Consider the following 18278-nt stretch of genomic DNA (forward strand, 5'->3'; position numbering starts at 1 on the left):
ATCGGTGAGAAGAGTACGTGCCATTGAAAAAATATAGAAATGAAAAGAGCTTAAAGGAGGATTTTAAGTATTTAAAACCAATTCTTCAAATGAGGACACGCCCTAATAAAAAACGTATAGATATGCTTAGAGATATGGAGGGAATAGCTGTAAAAATACAAAAAATGCAAAGTGGCTCCGAAAATTTAGCGGGAATAAATATGGCTCATTTTAATATTGATGAGTTTATAGAAATTATTGAACAAAAATTAAACGTTAAACCTTTATTAATTAATGATTACTTTAAGGAGCTGAGTCGTATTGAACAATTAAGAGTTAAATATAATAATGAAAGATATATGCTTGAGTTTAATGAATTTTTAAACAAGTATGCTCTACAACCGAAAATAGACATGGAATATCAAATATTTGTAATGCAATATCAAAATTATTTAAAAGATAATGTATGGTTAGATAGTGATAATTAAATAGAGTTTAAATATTTTGCTAAAAATAGAACATCATCAGTCTGCAACTGCTCGCGCATCTTTAAAAACTGCTTTTCATCTAAATTATAGAGTTTAAGTGAAAGCAGTTTTTCTATATCAGCTTCGGGAAAACGGTATTTAATAATTTTTGCAGGTACGCCACCAACTACTGCATAAGGCGGCACGTCTTTTGTGACCACTGCACCTGTTGCAACTACTGCACCTTCGCCCAGCTTTACGCCTTGCATAATCATGGCACGTGAGCCAATCCAGCAACCATCACCAATCACGGTGTCACCCGCAGGCACAAAACTACGGGTATCAAATGGAAATGCTGAAATCCAGTCAGTACGGTGTAATTGGTTGCCACCCATCATGATCACGCACTCTGCGCCAAAACAGACAAAGTTGCCGATATAAAGCTGATCGATAGGCTTCTCTGGCGTAGCGGGCTTGTCATGCAGGTAACGCACCACACAACGCTCAAATCCCTGATCCCAATTTTGAGTAATAGCTGTAATTGCCCTTGATATGAATGTTTGGATTCTTCACTGTTTTCGAGATGAATTCGAATTCGCACCAGTGATTCACAGGAGAATTAATTAACTTTTCAGACATACAAGAATCATGGGTTGAAAGGACAAGGAATTATACCCAATTGGACTGCAATCGGGCAGGGTTGTAGTCGTGTTAAAAGTCAGGAGATAAAAGCTTAGAGGTTAATTTTAATGGCTTGTGAAGGAATACGAGCGATCACTTTGATTTCGAAGTCAAAGCCAGCGAGCCAAGTCACGCCCACAGCTGTCCAGTTGGGATAAGGCTTTTGTGTAAAAATCTGGTGTTTAACTTTCATAATGGTTTCAAATTGCTGTTCAGGATCGGTATGAAAGGTGGTGACATCCACGATGTCATCGAAAGTACAACCTGCCGCTGCCAGTGTCTGGCTGAGATTGCTAAAAGCTAACTCTACCTGTTTTTCGAAATTAGGTTCAGGGCTGCCATTTTCGCGGCTACCGACTTGTCCAGAGACAAAGAATAAATCTTCCGATTTAATTGCAGCGGCAGTATTGCTTAATGGTGCTGCCATGAATGCGGCACTGTGGGTCGCCTCAAGTGAGCATCCTGAGAAGGTCCTGCATGAGGCTTTACATGCATTTCAGTTATTTGCATTGGGACTTTTAAAATAAACTGGAACTCAGCTTTCTGTAGCAGAAGGCTGAATATAAAAAACCCCTCATCAGAGGGGTTCTTACAGCCTAAAATATCTATTTAAAACTTAGATATATTCAACTTTCACAATTTCGTATTCAACTTCGCCTTGCGGAGTAACGATTTTCACTTCGTCGCCTTCGTTTTTACCCAACAGGCCACGTGCGATCGGAGAGTTTACTGAGATCTTGTTGATCTTAAAGTCCGCTTCGTCATCGCCAACAATTTTGTAAGTCTTCTGTTCTTCTGTGTCGATATTTTCAATCGTTACCGTTACACCAAAAACCACACGGCCATTTTGCTCAAGCGTTTTTACATCAATGACTTGGCACGCACCGAGTTTACCTTCGATGTCCTGAATACGACCTTCACAAAAGCCTTGCTGTTCACGCGCTGCGTGGTACTCTGCATTTTCTTTCAAGTCCCCATGTTCACGTGCTTCAGCAATCGCTGCAGTAATACGTGGACGGTCAATACTTTTTAGTTGGTGTAATTCTTTCTCTAGGGCAATTTTGCCTTCAGGAGTCATAGGATAACGTTGCATTGTTGTCCCTCTAAGTTAAATTAAAAAAATACAGCTGGTTTATAAATAAAAAAAAGCCCGCCACCGAGAGGTGGCGGGACTTCTCGGTAACTTAATTAACCTTTGGTAAGGTCTTGCAAGCGGTAAACATCCATCGGCAATTTAATTGCTAAAGCTTGACATACAGCATCTGCGCCATTCAAAGTTGTTGTGTGATACACCTTACCTTGAAGAGCAGAGCGGCGGATCGAGAATGAATCCTGCTGAGCTTGTTTGCCTTCAGTTGTATTGATAATGAGGTGAATCTCGCCATTTTTCAAGCGGTCCACAATATTTGGACGGCCTTCAGTTACTTTATTCACACGTTCACATTCAATACCTGCTGCTTTTATCACGTCATACGTGCCGCCAGTCGCAAGAATTTTGAAGCCGAAACCAGCTAGCTGCTTCGCAATACCAACAGCACGAGGCTTGTCAGAATCACGTACAGAGATGAATGCATGCTTCACTTCACCTTCGGTTGGAAGGCCAGGTAAGCGTTCATTCGCGCCTAGTACAGCTTTGTAGAATGCTTCGCCGAATGTTTTACCTACACCCATCACTTCGCCAGTCGATTTCATCTCAGGGCCAAGGATTGGGTCAACACCCGGGAATTTGTTGAATGGGAACACCGCTTCTTTTACAGAGAAGTGTTCAGGAATAATCTCTGAAGTGAATCCTTGAGATTCTAGAGATTGACCCGCCATACAACGTGCAGCAACTTTCGCTAAAGATTCACCGATACACTTAGAAACGAACGGTACAGTACGAGACGCACGTGGGTTCACTTCAAGAATGTAAACATCAGTGCCTTTAACCGCAAACTGAACGTTCATCAAACCGATTACGCCAAGCTCTTTCGCCATGGCAATCGTTTGACGACGCATTTCGTCCTGTACTTCTTGAGATAAAGAGTAAGGAGGAATCGAACATGCAGAGTCACCTGAGTGAATACCGGCTTGTTCAATGTGCTGCATGATACCGCCGATCACAACGTCTTTACCGTCAGATACGCAGTCCACGTCAACTTCGATGGCATCATCAAGGAAGTGGTCAAGAAGAACAGGCGCTTCGTTCGATGCCTGAACCGCATCACGTAGGTAGCGTTTCAATTCGTCATCATTGTAGACGATTTCCATCGCACGACCACCAAGAACGTAAGAAGGACGCACCACCAGTGGGTAGCCAACTTTCGCCGCTTCAGCCATACCTTCTTCAGCAGATTTTACGATGCTGTTGTTCGGCTGACGAAGTTGCAGACGTTGAATCATTTGCTGGAAACGTTCACGGTCTTCTGCACGGTCAATCGCATCAGGTGATGTACCAATAATTGGCGCACCAGCTTCTTCCAAAGCACGAGCCAATTTCAAAGGTGTTTGACCACCGTATTGTACGATAATGCCTTTAGGCTTCTCGACACGCACGATTTCAAGTACATCTTCCAACGTAATTGGTTCGAAGTACAAACGATCAGAAGTGTCGTAATCTGTAGAAACCGTTTCAGGGTTACAGTTCACCATGATGGTTTCATAACCGTCTTCACGCATGGCAAGGGCAGCGTGTACACAGCAGTAATCGAACTCGATACCTTGACCAATACGGTTAGGGCCGCCACCGATGACCATGATCTTGTCGCGAGTTGAAGGATTCGCTTCACATTCTTCATCGTAAGTTGAGTACATGTACGCTGTATCAGATTCGAATTCAGCGGCACAGGTATCTACACGTTTGTAAACTGGAGTCACACCCAGGTTCCAACGGTGTTTACGGAATTGTTTTTGTGAAATGCCCATCAAGCCAGCGATACGAAGATCTGACAAACCTTTACGTTTAAATGCACGGATATTGTCGGCATTTAAGTCACCAAAACCTAAAGTTTTGATTTGGTTTTCAGTTTTGATGATGTCTTCGATCTGGATCAAGAACCAGCGGTCAATATTTGTTGCAGCAAATACTTCGTCTAGGGTGAAACCGTGACGGAATGCATCGCCTACGTACCAGATACGCTCAGGACCTGGAACTTTAAGTTCTTGCAGGATCTTTTCTTTCGCGCCTTCAGTACCCACTTCGATTTTTTCATCAAAGCCGCAAGTACCCACTTCAAGACCACGAAGCGCTTTTTGCATAGACTCTTGGAAGTTACGACCAATCGCCATCACTTCACCTACAGATTTCATCTGCGTGGTTAAAGTTGCGTCCGCTTGTGGGAATTTCTCGAAGTTGAAACGAGGAATCTTGGTAACAACGTAGTCAATTGCAGGTTCGAATGATGCTGGTGTTGTACCGCCAGTGATGTCGTTTTTCAACTCATCAAGGGTGTAACCCACAGCCAGTTTCGCAGCAATTTTCGCAATCGGGAAACCAGTTGCTTTAGATGCCAATGCAGATGAACGAGAAACACGTGGGTTCATCTCGATGACAACCATACGGCCGTCTTTCGGGTTAATACCGAACTGAACGTTCGAACCACCAGTTTCAACACCAATTTCACGAAGTACAGCTAAAGAAGCATTACGCAGTAACTGGAATTCTTTGTCTGTAAGCGTTTGAGCAGGAGCAACAGTGATGGAGTCACCTGTGTGCACGCCCATTGGGTCAAAGTTTTCGATTGTACATACGATGATACAGTTGTCGTTTTTGTCACGAACAACTTCCATCTCGTACTCTTTCCAGCCAATGAGTGATTCATCAATCAATAACTGTTTAGTTGGAGAAAGATCGAAACCGCGTTCACAGATTTCAATGAATTCTTCACGGTTATACGCGATACCGCCACCAGAACCACCCATGGTGAATGATGGACGGATAATCACTGGGAAGCCGAAACGTGCTTGAATTTCAAGCGCGTGTTCCATTGATTCAGCAACGTCAGCTTTTGGACATTCAAGACCAATTTTACGCATTGCCTGGTCGAAGAGTTTACGGTCTTCAGCTTTTTCGATCGCTTCTTTGGTCGCACCGATCAATTCAACATTGTATTTTTCTAAAATGCCGTGCTCGTCTAGGGCAAGGGCACAGTTCAATGCAGTTTGACCGCCCATGGTTGGAAGAACTGCATCTGGGCGTTCTTTCTCAATGATGGCTGCAACAGTTTGCCAGGTGATTGGCTCGATGTAAGTTGCATCTGCCATAGCAGGGTCAGTCATGATGGTCGCTGGGTTAGAGTTGACCAAAATAACACGGTAGCCTTCTTCACGAAGTGCTTTACACGCTTGAGCACCTGAGTAGTCAAACTCACATGCCTGACCGATCACAATCGGACCTGCACCGATAATTAAGATGCTTTTAATGTCTGTACGTTTAGCCATGATGCTTCCTTAATTACTTCTTAGATGCTTCGATAAGTTCGATGAAATGATCGAACAATGGTGCGCAGTCATGTGGACCAGGGCTTGCTTCAGGGTGACCCTGGAAGCTGAACGCAGGTTTATCTGTGCGATGCATACCTTGCAAGGTTTGGTCGAACAGTGATTTGTGCGTTGCTTTCAAGTTAGCCGGTAGCGTATCTGTATCTACTGCGAAGCCGTGGTTTTGAGAAGTAATCATCACTGTACCATCTTCAAGATTTTGTACAGGATGGTTGGCACCGTGGTGACCGTGAGGCATTTTCACAGTTTTTGCACCTGAGGCAAGTGCAAGAATCTGGTGGCCTAAACAAATACCAAATACTGGAATTTCAGTCGTTTCTACAATTGTTTTTACAGCTTCAATTGCGTAGTCACATGCTGCTGGATCGCCGGGACCATTTGACAGGAACACGCCATCCGGATTCAAAGCAAGGACTTTTTCTGCAGGAGTTTCAGCAGGTACAACAGTCAATTTACAACCGCGATCCGCAAGCATACGTAAGATGTTGGTTTTGACACCGTAATCGTATGCAACAATATGGAATTTAAGTTCAGGTTGAGAGAACCCTTTGCCTAGAGTCCAAGAGCCTTCTGTCCATTCAAAACCTTCAGGGTCGCAGCATTCTTTAGCAAGGTCTAAACCATTTAAACCGCCAAAAGCACGGGCTTTAGCTAAAGCTTCTTCCTCTGTAGCGTTTTCGCCAGCAAGGATACAACCGTTTTGTGCACCTTTAGATCGCAGAATACGCGTTAGTTTACGCGTATCAATGTCTGCGATAGCCACAACGTTGTGTTGTTTAAGATAATCACCAAGTGATTGCTCAGCACGGAAGTTACTATGCAATAAAGGAAGGTCACGAATGATCAATCCGTTGGCCCAAACTTTATGAATTCGACCTGACTCAGCGTCTTCATCATTACAACCTGTATTACCAATATGAGGATAAGTCAGGGTGACAAGTTGTTGTGCATAACTAGGGTCAGTCAAAATTTCTTGATAGCCAGTCATGGCAGTGTTGAAAACGACTTCACCAGTCGTACTACCCGATGCGCCAATTGAAGTACCTTTAAAAATAGTACCATCGGCAAGGGCTAAAATTGCTGGGGTGCTCAAACCAAAGCTCCTGAAATTTAGGCTGTAAAAAAGCGAGTAGACGAAAAAAAAGGAAGGCTATTATAAAACCTATCCTCCTTGTCTGCTCGCTTGAACTTAACACGGCATTATACGCAGAAATAGCCTTTAAGTCCAACGGCTTTACAGTAAAAGTATGAGATAAATCCCTTGCTTTTTGGCTTAAAGTCTGTTTCTGCATCTATGTATGTAAAATGTAAGCAAATTAGAATTGTCTAACAAATCAAAACTTAAATTTTATCAAAACGGAATACGCTAGAGCTCTCATGTAATAACTATAGGAAAAAAGATCATGACCTTAGAACACAAGCCAACAAAAGCAAAAACTACCTTAAAGGAAGTGGTTGCAGAAGGTGCGGACAAGTTGGAACAGGCATCTAAAGAAGCACAGCAAAAAGTGACAGAAGCGGTGACAGAATCTACTGAGAATGTAAAAGCAGAAGCAAAGGAGGTACAGGCAAATGTTCAAGAGCAGATTCAAAGTTTAAAACAAGACCTTTTTCAGCGTATTGAAACCATTAAAAAGCAACTCAATTTTTCACAGAAAGATTTGGCAGAATTGAAAGAGTTCGTAAAAGCTGAATTTAATGCGGTGATTGAAGACTTATCGAAACTTGGCAAAGAGTTAAAAGACGATGTCGGCCAAATTTCAGTGAAACATAAAGATCATCTGGCTGAAACTTTAAAACGTTCTAAAGAACATACTTTAGATGTGTGGAAAAAGGTGTCAGTGAAGTCGGATGAGGAACCTACTTTAAAAAGCTGACATATAAGTAGACATGTCTACTTATACTGGCGAGGAAGGACCCTATGCTAGTTTTCTTCAGGTACACATTGAAGACATAAAAAAGTGAGGTATTTTGCCTCACTTTTTTACTGTTTGAATATTGCTGCTATGCTCTAGAACTGATGTAGCCAATCACGCTTGTTGTGAAAGTCCGCATTTGGACTGCTGTGTTGCATGGCATAATATTGTTCGCCTTGCGAGGTTTTGAGTACAGCGCTTAAGCCCAGAAACAAATCCGACCATTGCAATTTGTGCTTTAACATAAACTCGGTTAAATCAAGGCTCACATTTAAACCATAATGTGTGCGTTTAAGCTGGTTCAGTTCGATGTCATCGGCGGCTTGAGGCGGCATATCTTCCGGATAGCGATATTCCTCAAACTGATAGGCCTGCCACGCCTGGGAGGGCGACAGATTGATTTCACGATAGAAATCCTCACCCTGTACACCAATAAAAATTTCAAAACAGGTGTGTTCCCATAGGAAATCTTGACGAGGGTAGTCTTGAACCAGTTCAGGCCATTGTATGAGCTGGTTGGGGTCGCGTAACCAGTAGCCCACATTTAAGCTATATGGGCTTTGTTGTTCAATCGCAGCAACCAGGGAGATCGATTGAAAGCGACGATCAAAGGCGCTAAGTTCGTAACTTGCCATAAAATCTGCTTAGTTAGACAAATGAGCGTGACGAACCAAGTTGGATAATTTGGCATTCTGTTTTGCTGCTTTTTTATAAATCAGCGCAATTTTACCAATTTTTTGAACAACTTCAGCACCAGTTTGAGCTGAAAGATCTTCGATTAAAGATGCGCGTTCTTCACGATCTTCCGCTACGATTTTCACTTTAATCAATTCGTGATCGTTTAAAGCGCGGTTTAATTCTTCGACTACAGCTTCAGTCAAACCTTTATCGCCTAGCATAACCACCGGGTTTAATGCATGTCCGATTTGACGTAAACGTTTACGTTCCTGAATAGATAAAGCCGCCATAAAGATAACCTAATTTTAAAAACGGCTCAGTATAACAAATGCCAAGTTTAAACGCTTTATATTCTGTTGAAATAATCGATTTCAATTATTGAAAAAAACCTTTCAAAGATTGGATTTAGATACAGATGTATACTGCAAGGCCTATGTTTTTCACGTACAATCACCTATTAGAAGTTTTTTATTATTTAGAGAGTTATGGCGACACGCATTACCAACCAGAAGTTGTCAAAAAGTAGTCGAGAGTGGATGCGCGAGCATTTGGATGATCCTTTTGTAAAGAGAGCACAAAAGGAAGGTTATCGTGCGCGTGCTGCTTATAAGCTTCTTGAAATTCAAGAAAAATACAAAATTATTAAACCAGGCATGACTGTGGTTGACCTGGGTGCGGCACCCGGCAGTTGGTCACAAATTGCCGGTAAATTAGTCGGTGACAAAGGCTTGTTGATTGCCTCCGACATTTTACCTATGGATGCCTTGCCGGATGTGACCTTCCTGCAAGGTGACTTCCGTGAGGAAGAAGTTTTTGAAAAATTGTTAAATATTTTAAACGGAAGGACTGTAGACGTTGTAATTTCGGATATGGCCCCCAATACATCAGGTAATAAGGCTGTAGATCAACCGCGTCAAATTTACTTGTGTGAACTGGCTTTAGATTTTGCCAACAAGGTTTTAGGACCGAAAGGCCAATTTATCGTCAAGGTTTTCCAGGGCACCGGATTTGACGAATTCCGTAAACAAGTTGTAGATAGCTTTGATGTATTGAAGACGGCAAAACCTGCCGCTTCACGTGCCCGTTCTAAAGAAGTATTTTTAATCGGGCAAGGTCGTAAGAAGGCCTCTACATAAAGTTTACTTGCCAAGACGTTAAAAATTGTGCATTTTGTACATTTTTAAAATATTGCAAAGCTGATCTTCAGCTTAAATTAGGGTCACCCATTTTTGGGCATGATCAAATTAGATTGATATGGGAATAAAGCTTTGAGCGATCTCTTCAAGAATGCCGTATTGTGGCTGGTTATACTGGGTGTGCTGATTCTGATTTTCAGTAACATCAGTGACCGCAATCAACCGACTGCAATGAATTATTCAGAGTTTGTTTCAGCGGTGAATGCTGGTCAAATTAAGCAAGTCACCATTGATGGCGAAAGAATTCGTGGTGAAAAAACAAACGGTTCAGAGTTTGAAAGCATTCGTCCCGCGGTTCAAGACCCGGAACTGATGCCAAATCTCATTAAACATAATGTTGTTGTAGAAGGGACTGCACCGCAACGTCAAGGTTTGTTGATGCAACTTCTTATCGCTAGCTTCCCTGTACTTTTAATCATTTTGTTATTCATGTTCTTTATGCGCAACATGGGTGGTGGTGCAGGTGGCAAAAGCGGTCCGATGAGCTTTGGTAAATCGAAAGCCAAAATGCTGTCTGAAGACCAAATTAAAGTCACCTTTAGCGATGTTGCTGGCTGTGATGAAGCTAAACAAGAAGTTGTTGAAATTGTAGATTTCTTGAAAGATCCATCTAAATTTAAACGTCTGGGCGCAAGTATTCCTAAAGGCGTATTGATGGTTGGTCCTCCGGGTACCGGTAAAACCTTGCTTGCCAAAGCGATTGCAGGTGAAGCAAAAGTTCCGTTCTTCAGTATTTCAGGTTCTGACTTTGTCGAAATGTTCGTGGGTGTTGGTGCATCACGTGTACGTGACATGTTTGAACAGGCAAAACGCCATGCCCCATGCATTATCTTTATTGATGAGATTGATGCAGTCGGTCGTCACCGTGGTTCAGGTACTGGCGGTGGTCACGATGAACGTGAACAGACACTCAACCAGATGCTGGTAGAAATGGATGGTTTTGAAGGTAATGAAGGCATTATCGTCATTGCTGCAACCAACCGTGCCGATGTTCTTGATAAAGCACTCCTTCGTCCTGGTCGTTTTGACCGTCAGGTGATGGTAGGCCTTCCAGACATTAAAGGCCGTGAACAGATTCTGAATGTACACTTGAAAAAATTGCCTTCACACACGGGTGTGGATGTCAGAGTGCTGGCACGTGGTACTCCAGGTTTCTCTGGTGCACAATTGGCGAACCTTGTAAACGAAGCAGCGTTATTTGCTGCCCGTCGTAACAAGAACACAGTCGACATGCATGACTTTGAAGATGCTAAAGACAAGATCTATATGGGTCCTGAACGTAAATCGATGGTGATTCGTGAAGAAGAACGTCGTGCTACTGCTTACCATGAAGCCGGTCATGCGATTGTGGCTGAAATTTTGCCGGGTACTGACCCTGTACATAAAGTGACCATTATGCCGCGTGGTTGGGCTTTGGGTGTGACCTGGCAGTTGCCGGAACAAGATGCAATTAGTCATTACAAAGACAAAATGCTGAATGAAATTTCGATTTTGTTTGGTGGCCGTATTGCTGAAGAAGTCTTCATTAACCAAATGTCGACCGGTGCTTCAAATGACTTTGAACGTGCAACCAAAATGGCACGTGCAATGGTCACTAAATACGGTATGTCTGACAAGATGGGCGTGATGGTTTATGAAGATGAAAACCAAAACGGCTTCTTTGGAAATGTCGGTAGTCGTACCATTTCTGAAGCAACGCAACAGCAGGTAGATGCCGAAGTTCGCCGCATTCTGGATGAACAGTATAAAGTTGCTCGTGAGGTTCTGGAAAACCACAAAGAGATCGCGCATGCCATGGTGAAAGCTTTGATGGAATGGGAAACCATTGATCGTGACCAAATCCGTGACATCATGGAAGGTCGTGAACCACAACCACCTAAAGTATATGTTGCTGAAAATCCGGTGATTGATGTAACACCAACAGATGGTCCTGCAACTCCTCCACCATTACCAGCGAGCTAAGTTGGATGGTTAGAAAAAAGAGTCTCAAATGAGGCTCTTTTTTTTATGGATAAGGCAGTTGTGTCTGAAAAGATTTCAGACTGTAAAATTGTAGAGTTGTTAGAATAGCCGGATTGCTTGAAGGAGAAATATAATGCAATTGATGCCATTACCTAATCGAATGCTGCAATGTGGTCAAATGAAGTTGGACTTGTCTCAACCACATGTTATGGGAATTCTGAATGTGACTCCAGACTCTTTCAGTGATGGCGGAAAGCATAATGCCAAAGATCAGGCCATAGCGTATGCCTTGCAGATGATAGAGGGTGGTGCAAGCGTAATAGATGTTGGGGGCGAATCAACCCGTCCCGGAGCTTCTGTGGTAGAGGTGGATGAAGAAATACGCCGTGTGGTGCCTGTAGTTGAAGAATTGGCCAAGCATGATGTCATTATTTCAATTGATACCTCACAACCCGAAGTGATTAAAGCTGCCGTTCAAGCAGGGGCACATATCTGGAATGATGTGCGTGCATTAACCCGTCCTCATGCCTTGCTAACTGCTGCTGAGCTGAATATTCCTGTGATTATTATGCATATGCGTGGCGAACCCACCACCATGAATAATTTAGACCAGTATGATGATGTAACCACTGATGTGATTAAAGAGCTACAGCAGAGAGTAGATGATGCGATAGAGGCTGGGATAAAACCTGAAAATATTGTGATTGATCCGGGCTTTGGTTTTGCTAAAAATGCACAGCAAAATTTGAAGCTGTTAAATGAACTTTATAAATTAAATGATATGGGTTATCCAATTTTATCGGCACTTTCCCGGAAGCGTTTTATTGGTGAAGCTCTGGGTGGGGCTGATGCTCAAAATCGTGCGATGGGTTCTGTTGCTGCTCATTTATTTAGTATTCAACAGGGGGCCTGCATGGTACGAGCACATGACGTCAAGGCAATGAGTGATGCCATTAAAGTATGGCAGGCGATGAATAATCTGGGTGTATAACCTAGGTATATAAAAAAGCTCGATAAGGTATCGAGCTTTTTTAGTTTAAGGTGTAATTGTTGACTGATATTTAATTACTTCAAAGACATGTAAATAAAAATGGGGGGAAATCACCTTTTTTATTGTAGCGTTTGGTAATTTTGTTGCTTTGTGTTATACAAGCTCGCTTTAATGCATGTCTTTTTTGAGTGTTGTATGTTTGAAGATTTACTTCTCCCGATGTTTGATGATGAATATTATCCCGATATTCTTGTGGCTGAAGTCAAGCAGGCCATAAAACAGTTTGCAAAGAAGGTGGCTAAGCCTGATTTATCTGAAGTAGAAATTTATCATTTTGCTGCTGAAACTGTGGTTCTAATCAATAAGATGAAACCGCAATTTGAGGATTTGGATTCTTCCTTGGATGATACGGCAGCCGATTATATTGCTGAAGCCATGATGATGGTGGTGCAAGATAACGGTTATATGGATATTGAAATGGAAGAGCTGGTATCGAATAGAGAGTGGTAAGTCACTCTCTGTTTGTCCTTTTATATTTAAGGCTTAGCCGGAGGAGGAAAAAGATCGCTTAGATGGCAACTTGCCTGTATATGAATTTCTGCTATCTCGTCTACTATCAAATGAAATTTCTCGGTTTCACTATAGGCTCTTGTTCTGAGATTAAGCCAGAAGTACGGCTCTTGTCGCAGTAAGCTTCTAATCTGCTTTTCATCTTCCGGGTGATTAAAATGTAGGGGATAGGAATATTTAGCTAAAGTACAATCATTTAAAACAAGCTGTCCCTGATTTTCCTCAACGGTACCAAAAAATAAATCATAAACCTTTTGGCTCTGTGAGTTTTCAACCGCTACTATTGCGTGAGTCAAACTTGCGTTCATCAATATGAACAGGCTGATATACAGTAGGTAATACATTTTATTTCGCTTCATTTTTATTTTGTCTTTTTTATTGGTTTACGATAATTAAATTATTCAGGCATAAAAAAACCAGCTTATCGCTGGATCTTTTATCGCACCACTTTAATACATATTAAAATGGTGCCCGAGGCCAGACTCGAACTGGCACGCTTTGTGGGCGGGGGATTTTAAATCCCCTGTGTCTACCGATTTCACCACTCGGGCATGTGCGCCATAATAGTGGAGGAAATAAAACTTGGCAAGTGTCTTTCCATGTATTTGCTTTCTTTTCAATCAATTCATGTGCTTATCGCTATAAAATAGGGCTTTGACTAAACTTTTCCTCTTAAAATGGTTATGTCATCTACATCAAGCTATCCAGATAGGTTTCGACATCTATATGCTTGTGTGTTTTGCACAGTTCATTTTCATAACGAATCAGCTGTATATGCAAATCGATAAACTGTTTTTCTTGTTGTTGTAGTCTATGAAGGGCAGCTGAGTTTTTTCTCATGAATAGGCTTTTTAACTGAATCTTTAACACCTGCTTATAGGCCCAAAAACAAATGCGGCGGGTTTCTTGCAGATAAAAATATTGCTCGTTTTGTGTACTTTCACGGAACATATTTTCTTTATAAAAACGAACAAAACCAAAACTCAAGGCAAAGAAAAAAAGAATAATTTGTAAAACCGTACTTTCAATATAAGCGATATTGATGGCTTGTAGCACAATGAGTACCGCAAGTTTAACCGGAGTATGGCGAAGTTGCTGATATAAAGAAGTAGAGCTATGTTTGATCTGTTTGATGACCACGGGCGTATAAAGCATAAACAACAACATAATGGCTAACACAGCAATGCCTTGGGCACGAAAAGCATTCAATTGCGGAAATTGGCTAGCAATGAAATGACCCAAACTCATCGAAAGCGAGATAAAAATCATTGCGGCCAGAACCCAGGGAATTAGCTCCTTCAGTTCATCTAAAATTCCTTTAGTTTTGATCATGCTGTAAAACAAATAATTTCTTTTAAATGCTGCCGGGTACTGTTCCCGCAATTGATTTAAAAAAATTGCCGTTTGTTTATTACTGATCATAAGAATTAAAGAAACATAAAAATTAGAGCTAATATAAAGGATTTGAAAGCATTTAACAGAGTAAAATCAGAAAATTACAGATTCCTTATTTCAAGGCTAAGCTCTATTTATTTCACATGCAGGCATGAGTTTTTAGCATATTCATAATGGCTGAGATGTATTGCGCCAATTTACTTAATCTTAGGGTCATGTTTTAAACCGCTAAATGATGAATCGACTCGGGAGCTTAATTTTATTCCTGTATTCAGTGAGGAATTATGCGAAAATAGCCCTTTCTTATTTTTGTCCAAGGACAGTTCATGACTGATCAATCTCCTGAATCTTTAAGCGATATCGAAATTTTAGACATTTTACAGTCCATGAAAAGCGATGTGCTAAATACTGAAGCGAATGAGATGATCCGTAATGGGGGTAAAGCTGGTCGTCAAGAGGCACATAAAAATGCCCTAGTTGCTTTAAATGCCAGTTTTGAAAGCAAGTTTGTTGAAGCTGTCACTTTGGCCCTACATTTAAATGAAGCACAAAGTAAAAAAATTCGTTATAAAAAAGACCGTATTCGTATTTTAAAAGCGCACGGCATTGATTACTTAGCTATTGATGGGGCCGAAACAGCACAGGTTTTATCACAAATTGCACAGGCCATTACCCGTGAAGATGCGACTGTGACTCACGACTTGCATAATATTTTCCCGTTCTGGAAAGAAGGCTGGCCAATGGTGCAGTTCGACAATGCTTACAAGATTCTGGAAGATGACATTACTATTCACTATCAGGCTGTACTGGATGAACTGATCAGCAAGTACTAAGTATTTCGTTAAAAAAGCACCTTGTGGTGCTTTTTTGTGCATGAATAAGCAGAAAAAATTTATGTATAAAGCCAAGCCAGTAATATGCTGATGGGCCAAATAAAAAGTCGCCACCAGCTGATCAAGGGATACCAGAAAAACTCACCGATCCGCATGGTTGAATCATAATTTTTTCTTGAGCGTTCATAACTATAGGGCGTGATCCAGCACGCTAAAATAAGCAATACAATTGCTAAAATCAGAATCACAGGCTGGGTTTGCCGGGTGAAAAAATAATAAATCATATAAAGACCTGAATAGAAACTCAGGCAGGCGAGCAGGGCGGTCACTGAAATATTCATGGTTTTTATCTATCTAATTTTTATTTTAAGTTAAGGTGAGAAGAATCAGATTAATCTGATTCTTCTTTATTTTCATCGGTTTCGACCTGTTTTAAAAGACGCGTAACTAAGAGTTGGTCAATTTTAAAATGGTCAACATCCACTACTTCAAATTTATAGTTACCATAGATCACTGTATCGGCAGGGCGTGGAATCTTGCGTAGACGGTACATCATGAAACCGGCAAGTGTTTCATAATTTTCTTCATCCGGCATTTCATCAATTTCAAGGGCATGTTTCAGGTCCTCAATTGGCGTGCTACCATCAATCAGCCAGGAATTGTTATCGCGCTTGATAATTTGCTGATCAGCTTCAATTGGCGTGACCCAGTCGCCCATGACGGTAATCATAATATCAGACAAGGTAATTACGCCAACCACCAAGGCATATTCGTTAATTACCACCGCAAACTTTTCTTTGGTGGAACGGAAACGGTCCAGTAATTCAGATAAAGTCAAAGTATCTGGAATGGTCAATACATTACGAATGGTACTTTCATTGAGTTGCAGTAAAGACTGGTTATTCAGAATACGCACCAGAATATCTTTAGCATCAACATAACCAATCACATCATCAATATTTTCACTACACACCAGAAACTTGGAATAAGGATATTCAGCCAGTTTTTGCCGGATACTGGCTTCAGATTCTTTCAAAGTAAAATAGATGACATTTTCACGAGTTGTCATACTCGAAGGAACATTACGTTCTTCAAGCTCAAACACGTTTTCAATAAAGTGATGTTCCTGTTTCTGTAATACACCTGCCTGCGCACCTGCATCCATGACAGCAGAAATATCATCAAAGGTGATGTTGTCTTCACGGGTGGTATTGACCTTGAACAGGCGAAATAACAGATTGGCAATGGCATTAATGAACCAGGCCAGTGGACGACATACGCTAATAAAAATTTGAATCGGGTTGATCACAGACACAGCAATTTTTTCCGGTGCAATCATGGCCAGACGTTTTGGCATCAAGTCTGCAAACAGAATGAATAATGACGTGACTAAAGTAAAAGACAAGGCAAAACCGATCGTTTCAGCCCACGCACCCGTATAGAAACGTGAAACTAGCTCGAGAAAATAAGGACGGAAAGCACCTTCACCTAAAATACCGCCAAGAATAGCAACAGCATTTAAACCGATTTGTGAAGCTGCAAAAAAGTCTGCTGAATTTTCCTGTAAATCCAACACTTGCTGAGCACGTTCATCCCCTGATTCAGCCAGTATTTTTAGTTTAACTTTACGTGCACCCGCCAGGGCAATTTCGGTGAGCGATAAGAATCCCGCACCCGCAATGAGGATGATGATGATGACGATATTTTGAAAGAGGCTCACAAATCCACCTGTGGATCATCATTATTATGAATATTTTTAACATAAAAGAAGGTCAGGTAGTAATGAAATGACTACCCGACTAAATACAGTATAAGCTTAAAAAAGAAGAATTTAAGAAAAATTGTGCTTAATAATGTGAAAATTGCGAATTATTCATTAAAAATTCACGATTTTCTTCTTCGATCATTTGGCGAGCCACATATAGAATGAGCTGGCGCAACCAGCGATGTGCTGGGTGATGATGCAATAACGGACACCATGCCATCTTCAATTCAAACTCGGGAATATAGAAGGGTGGATCTTTCATCAGCAGGTTCTGGTTTTTAGCCTGTAAACGTGCAATGCGTGTTGGCAAAGTCGCAACGAGGTCAACATTGGCAGCCAATAATCCGGGCATTTGATAGTGACGGGTAAAGACCGAAATTTTACGCTTTTGACCAATACGTTCCAAAGCCTGATCAATCCAGCCCAAACCGGCCTGTTTTTCAGGATTGACCCCAAAGCCAACACCCATCCCTGTTTTAGAGACCCAAATATGCTGTGCATCTAAATAACTTTTAAGGTTTAAATTTCCTGCAGCAGGATGCTTGCTATTGAGCAAACAGGAAAAACTGTCTCGCCAGACCAGGACCTGGTGGAAACTTTGCGGAATTTCATTGAAACGGTTAATCGCCAGATCGACTTTGCCTTGTTCCATGTCACGGTAGGACACGTCACTGGGGGTTAAAAAGTCCAGTACCACATTGGGTGCTTCGGAGCGTAAGGCTTTAACCAAACGTGGTACTAAAGTCGCTTCAGCATAGTCCGAGGTCATAATGCGGAAAACACGATTCGATGTATAAGGACGGAACTCGGTACGCGGTTCCAGAATCATTGAAAGATCAGACAAGGCATCACGGATACGCGGCTGTAATTCCAAAGCACGTTCTGTGGGGGTCATTCCTTCAGAAGAACGAATTAACAGCGGATCATTAAATAAATTGCGTAAACGACGCAAAATGTTACTCATGGCAGGTTGGGTTACACCCAATTGTTCTGCAGCACGCGTGACATTTTTTTCGCGAAGCAGTACATCGAGATATATTAATAGATTGAGATCGACCCGCTCCAGATTCATACAAGAAATACCGAAAATAAGCTCATGAAATTATTTCGATTATGCCATAAGCGACAAGGCTTGTGTAGGAATATTGATGAAAAAAGAGACGGGATAATCGTGGAATTTTATATAGATAAAATGAATTAATGAATGAATTAACGAGGGTAAACGCCATGCTTATTGAAGTAAAGTTAAATGAATCAGAGAGAAAAATTCGCAGATTTTAATAGCAAATAAAGGCCTTTATTGAGTGAGCTATAAAAAGAAAATAGAAGAAATAAAATACAGTCATATTTTGATGATTTTGATGAT

At 41.4% G+C, this 18278-nt stretch carries 18 protein-coding genes, 1 tRNA gene and 2 pseudogenes; 8 read left to right on the plus strand and 13 right to left on the minus strand.

All coding sequences use genetic code 11. From position 1 onward, the window contains the following. Nucleotides 1-17: 17 nt before the first annotated feature. Nucleotides 18-467 carry a hypothetical protein gene (locus tag ACE01T_RS00005; RefSeq protein ID WP_395518508.1) on the plus strand — a complete coding sequence of 150 codons (450 nt, stop codon included), beginning with the start codon at nucleotides 18-20 and terminating at the stop codon, nucleotides 465-467. On the opposite strand, the pseudogene ACE01T_RS00010 reads toward ACE01T_RS00005, so the two are convergent. Continuing rightward, nucleotides 464-1085 (minus strand): annotated as a pseudogene (locus ACE01T_RS00010) (CatB-related O-acetyltransferase). The gene ACE01T_RS00005 and the pseudogene ACE01T_RS00010 overlap by 4 nt on opposite strands. A 94-nt stretch (nucleotides 1086-1179) precedes the next feature. Beyond that, a complete protein-coding gene (locus tag ACE01T_RS00015) occupies nucleotides 1180-1554 on the minus strand; it encodes a RidA family protein (protein ID WP_395518509.1) in 375 nt (124 codons plus the stop codon). Between ACE01T_RS00015 and ACE01T_RS00020 the strand changes: the two are divergent. Further along, nucleotides 1505-1654 (plus strand): annotated as a pseudogene (locus tag ACE01T_RS00020) (TetR/AcrR family transcriptional regulator); the annotation flags it as partial. The gene ACE01T_RS00015 and the pseudogene ACE01T_RS00020 sit on opposite strands and share 50 nt — an antisense overlap. Nucleotides 1655-1743: 89 nt before the next feature. On the opposite strand, the gene greA reads toward ACE01T_RS00020, so the two are convergent. The 3 genes from greA to carA form a co-directional block, all read right to left on the minus strand. Beyond that, a complete protein-coding gene (greA, locus tag ACE01T_RS00025) occupies nucleotides 1744-2220 on the minus strand; it encodes a transcription elongation factor GreA (RefSeq protein ID WP_086196278.1) in 477 nt (158 codons plus the stop codon). A gap of 95 nt (nucleotides 2221-2315) precedes the next feature. Continuing rightward, a complete protein-coding gene (gene carB / locus ACE01T_RS00030; RefSeq protein ID WP_395518510.1) occupies nucleotides 2316-5546 on the minus strand; it encodes a carbamoyl-phosphate synthase large subunit in 3231 nt (1076 codons plus the stop codon). A gap of 13 nt (nucleotides 5547-5559) precedes the next feature. Continuing rightward, complete coding sequence (carA, locus tag ACE01T_RS00035; protein ID WP_180082474.1) at nucleotides 5560-6699, minus strand: glutamine-hydrolyzing carbamoyl-phosphate synthase small subunit; 1140 nt, start codon at nucleotides 6697-6699, stop codon at nucleotides 5560-5562. A gap of 310 nt (nucleotides 6700-7009) precedes the next feature. Between carA and ACE01T_RS00040 the strand changes: the two genes are divergently transcribed. Then, nucleotides 7010-7483: a hypothetical protein gene (locus ACE01T_RS00040; protein WP_180082470.1), complete on the plus strand. Its 474-nt coding sequence runs from the start codon at nucleotides 7010-7012 to the stop codon at nucleotides 7481-7483. Nucleotides 7484-7617: 134 nt separating this feature from the next. Here ACE01T_RS00040 and ACE01T_RS00045 read toward each other — a convergent pair whose 3' ends face one another. Beyond that, complete coding sequence (locus tag ACE01T_RS00045; protein ID WP_180082469.1) at nucleotides 7618-8157, minus strand: DOMON-like domain-containing protein; 540 nt, start codon at nucleotides 8155-8157, stop codon at nucleotides 7618-7620. Nucleotides 8158-8166: 9 nt separating this feature from the next. Next, entirely contained in the window at nucleotides 8167-8490 is a 324-nt protein-coding gene (gene yhbY, locus ACE01T_RS00050; protein ID WP_086199214.1) for a ribosome assembly RNA-binding protein YhbY, read from the minus strand. Nucleotides 8491-8685: 195 nt separating this feature from the next. Here yhbY and rlmE point away from each other — a divergent pair, with 195 nt between their 5' ends. From rlmE to ACE01T_RS00070, 4 genes are all read left to right on the plus strand, one after another. Continuing rightward, nucleotides 8686-9336 carry a 23S rRNA (uridine(2552)-2'-O)-methyltransferase RlmE gene (rlmE, locus tag ACE01T_RS00055; protein ID WP_086196272.1) on the plus strand — a complete coding sequence of 217 codons (651 nt, stop codon included), beginning with the start codon at nucleotides 8686-8688 and terminating at the stop codon, nucleotides 9334-9336. A 132-nt stretch (nucleotides 9337-9468) separates the two neighbouring features. Then, nucleotides 9469-11358: an ATP-dependent zinc metalloprotease FtsH gene (ftsH, locus tag ACE01T_RS00060; protein WP_180082467.1), complete on the plus strand. Its 1890-nt coding sequence runs from the start codon at nucleotides 9469-9471 to the stop codon at nucleotides 11356-11358. 133 nt (nucleotides 11359-11491) lie between these two features. After that, the gene (gene folP, locus ACE01T_RS00065; RefSeq protein WP_395518512.1) at nucleotides 11492-12349 is read left to right on the plus strand and encodes a dihydropteroate synthase; all 858 of its coding nucleotides are present in this window, start codon (nucleotides 11492-11494) and stop codon (nucleotides 12347-12349) included. Nucleotides 12350-12544: 195 nt separating this feature from the next. Then, a complete protein-coding gene (locus ACE01T_RS00070; protein WP_180043175.1) occupies nucleotides 12545-12859 on the plus strand; it encodes a DUF5713 family protein in 315 nt (104 codons plus the stop codon). A gap of 26 nt (nucleotides 12860-12885) precedes the next feature. Here the strand turns inward: ACE01T_RS00070 and ACE01T_RS00075 are convergent, their stop codons facing one another. The 3 genes from ACE01T_RS00075 to ACE01T_RS00085 all read right to left on the minus strand — a co-directional run bounded on the left by ACE01T_RS00075 (nucleotide 12886) and on the right by ACE01T_RS00085 (nucleotide 14341). After that, nucleotides 12886-13227: a hypothetical protein gene (locus ACE01T_RS00075; RefSeq protein WP_395518514.1), complete on the minus strand. Its 342-nt coding sequence runs from the start codon at nucleotides 13225-13227 to the stop codon at nucleotides 12886-12888. A gap of 157 nt (nucleotides 13228-13384) precedes the next feature. After that, nucleotides 13385-13470, minus strand: a tRNA-Leu gene (locus ACE01T_RS00080). Nucleotides 13471-13609: 139 nt separating this feature from the next. Then, nucleotides 13610-14341, minus strand: coding sequence for a hypothetical protein (locus ACE01T_RS00085; RefSeq protein WP_395518515.1), 732 nt, complete (start codon nucleotides 14339-14341; stop codon nucleotides 13610-13612). Nucleotides 14342-14640: 299 nt separating this feature from the next. Between ACE01T_RS00085 and ACE01T_RS00090 the strand changes: the two genes are divergently transcribed. Further along, nucleotides 14641-15147, plus strand: coding sequence for a hypothetical protein (locus ACE01T_RS00090; RefSeq protein ID WP_086196266.1), 507 nt, complete (start codon nucleotides 14641-14643; stop codon nucleotides 15145-15147). Between the two features lie 59 nt (nucleotides 15148-15206). On the opposite strand, the gene ACE01T_RS00095 is transcribed toward ACE01T_RS00090, so the two are convergent. The 3 genes from ACE01T_RS00095 to ACE01T_RS00105 all read right to left on the minus strand — a co-directional run bounded on the left by ACE01T_RS00095 (nucleotide 15207) and on the right by ACE01T_RS00105 (nucleotide 17984). Continuing rightward, entirely contained in the window at nucleotides 15207-15482 is a 276-nt protein-coding gene (locus tag ACE01T_RS00095; protein WP_395518553.1) for a hypothetical protein, read from the minus strand. A 56-nt stretch (nucleotides 15483-15538) separates the two neighbouring features. Then, entirely contained in the window at nucleotides 15539-16867 is a 1329-nt protein-coding gene (gene paeA / locus ACE01T_RS00100; RefSeq protein WP_200222935.1) for a polyamine export protein PaeA, read from the minus strand. A 127-nt stretch (nucleotides 16868-16994) separates the two neighbouring features. Next, entirely contained in the window at nucleotides 16995-17984 is a 990-nt protein-coding gene (locus ACE01T_RS00105) for a LysR family transcriptional regulator (RefSeq protein ID WP_086196263.1), read from the minus strand. Nucleotides 17985-18278: the final 294 nt, after the last annotated feature.

This window comes from Acinetobacter uliginosus, from assembly GCF_044130295.1.
GTDB lineage: Bacteria > Pseudomonadota > Gammaproteobacteria > Pseudomonadales > Moraxellaceae > Acinetobacter.

Bases quoted from the DNA above. Each gene is read 5' to 3' on its own strand.
- ACE01T_RS00105 (WP_086196263.1), bottom strand. From the start codon at position 17,984: ATGAATCTGGAGCGGGTCGATCTCAATCTATTAATATATCTCGATGTA.
- ACE01T_RS00070 (WP_180043175.1), top strand. From the start codon at position 12,545: ATGTTTGAAGATTTACTTCTCCCGATGTTTGATGATGAATATTATCCC.
- greA (WP_086196278.1), bottom strand. From the start codon at position 2,220: ATGCAACGTTATCCTATGACTCCTGAAGGCAAAATTGCCCTAGAGAAA.
- ACE01T_RS00085 (WP_395518515.1), bottom strand. From the start codon at position 14,341: ATGATCAGTAATAAACAAACGGCAATTTTTTTAAATCAATTGCGGGAA.
- yhbY (WP_086199214.1), bottom strand. From the start codon at position 8,490: ATGGCGGCTTTATCTATTCAGGAACGTAAACGTTTACGTCAAATCGGA.
- rlmE (WP_086196272.1), top strand. From the start codon at position 8,686: ATGGCGACACGCATTACCAACCAGAAGTTGTCAAAAAGTAGTCGAGAG.
- ACE01T_RS00015 (WP_395518509.1), bottom strand. From the start codon at position 1,554: ATGGCAGCACCATTAAGCAATACTGCCGCTGCAATTAAATCGGAAGAT.
- folP (WP_395518512.1), top strand. From the start codon at position 11,492: ATGCAATTGATGCCATTACCTAATCGAATGCTGCAATGTGGTCAAATG.
- ACE01T_RS00075 (WP_395518514.1), bottom strand. From the start codon at position 13,227: ATGAACGCAAGTTTGACTCACGCAATAGTAGCGGTTGAAAACTCACAG.
- ACE01T_RS00090 (WP_086196266.1), top strand. From the start codon at position 14,641: ATGACTGATCAATCTCCTGAATCTTTAAGCGATATCGAAATTTTAGAC.
- carB (WP_395518510.1), bottom strand. From the start codon at position 5,546: ATGGCTAAACGTACAGACATTAAAAGCATCTTAATTATCGGTGCAGGT.
- ACE01T_RS00040 (WP_180082470.1), top strand. From the start codon at position 7,010: ATGACCTTAGAACACAAGCCAACAAAAGCAAAAACTACCTTAAAGGAA.
- ACE01T_RS00045 (WP_180082469.1), bottom strand. From the start codon at position 8,157: ATGGCAAGTTACGAACTTAGCGCCTTTGATCGTCGCTTTCAATCGATC.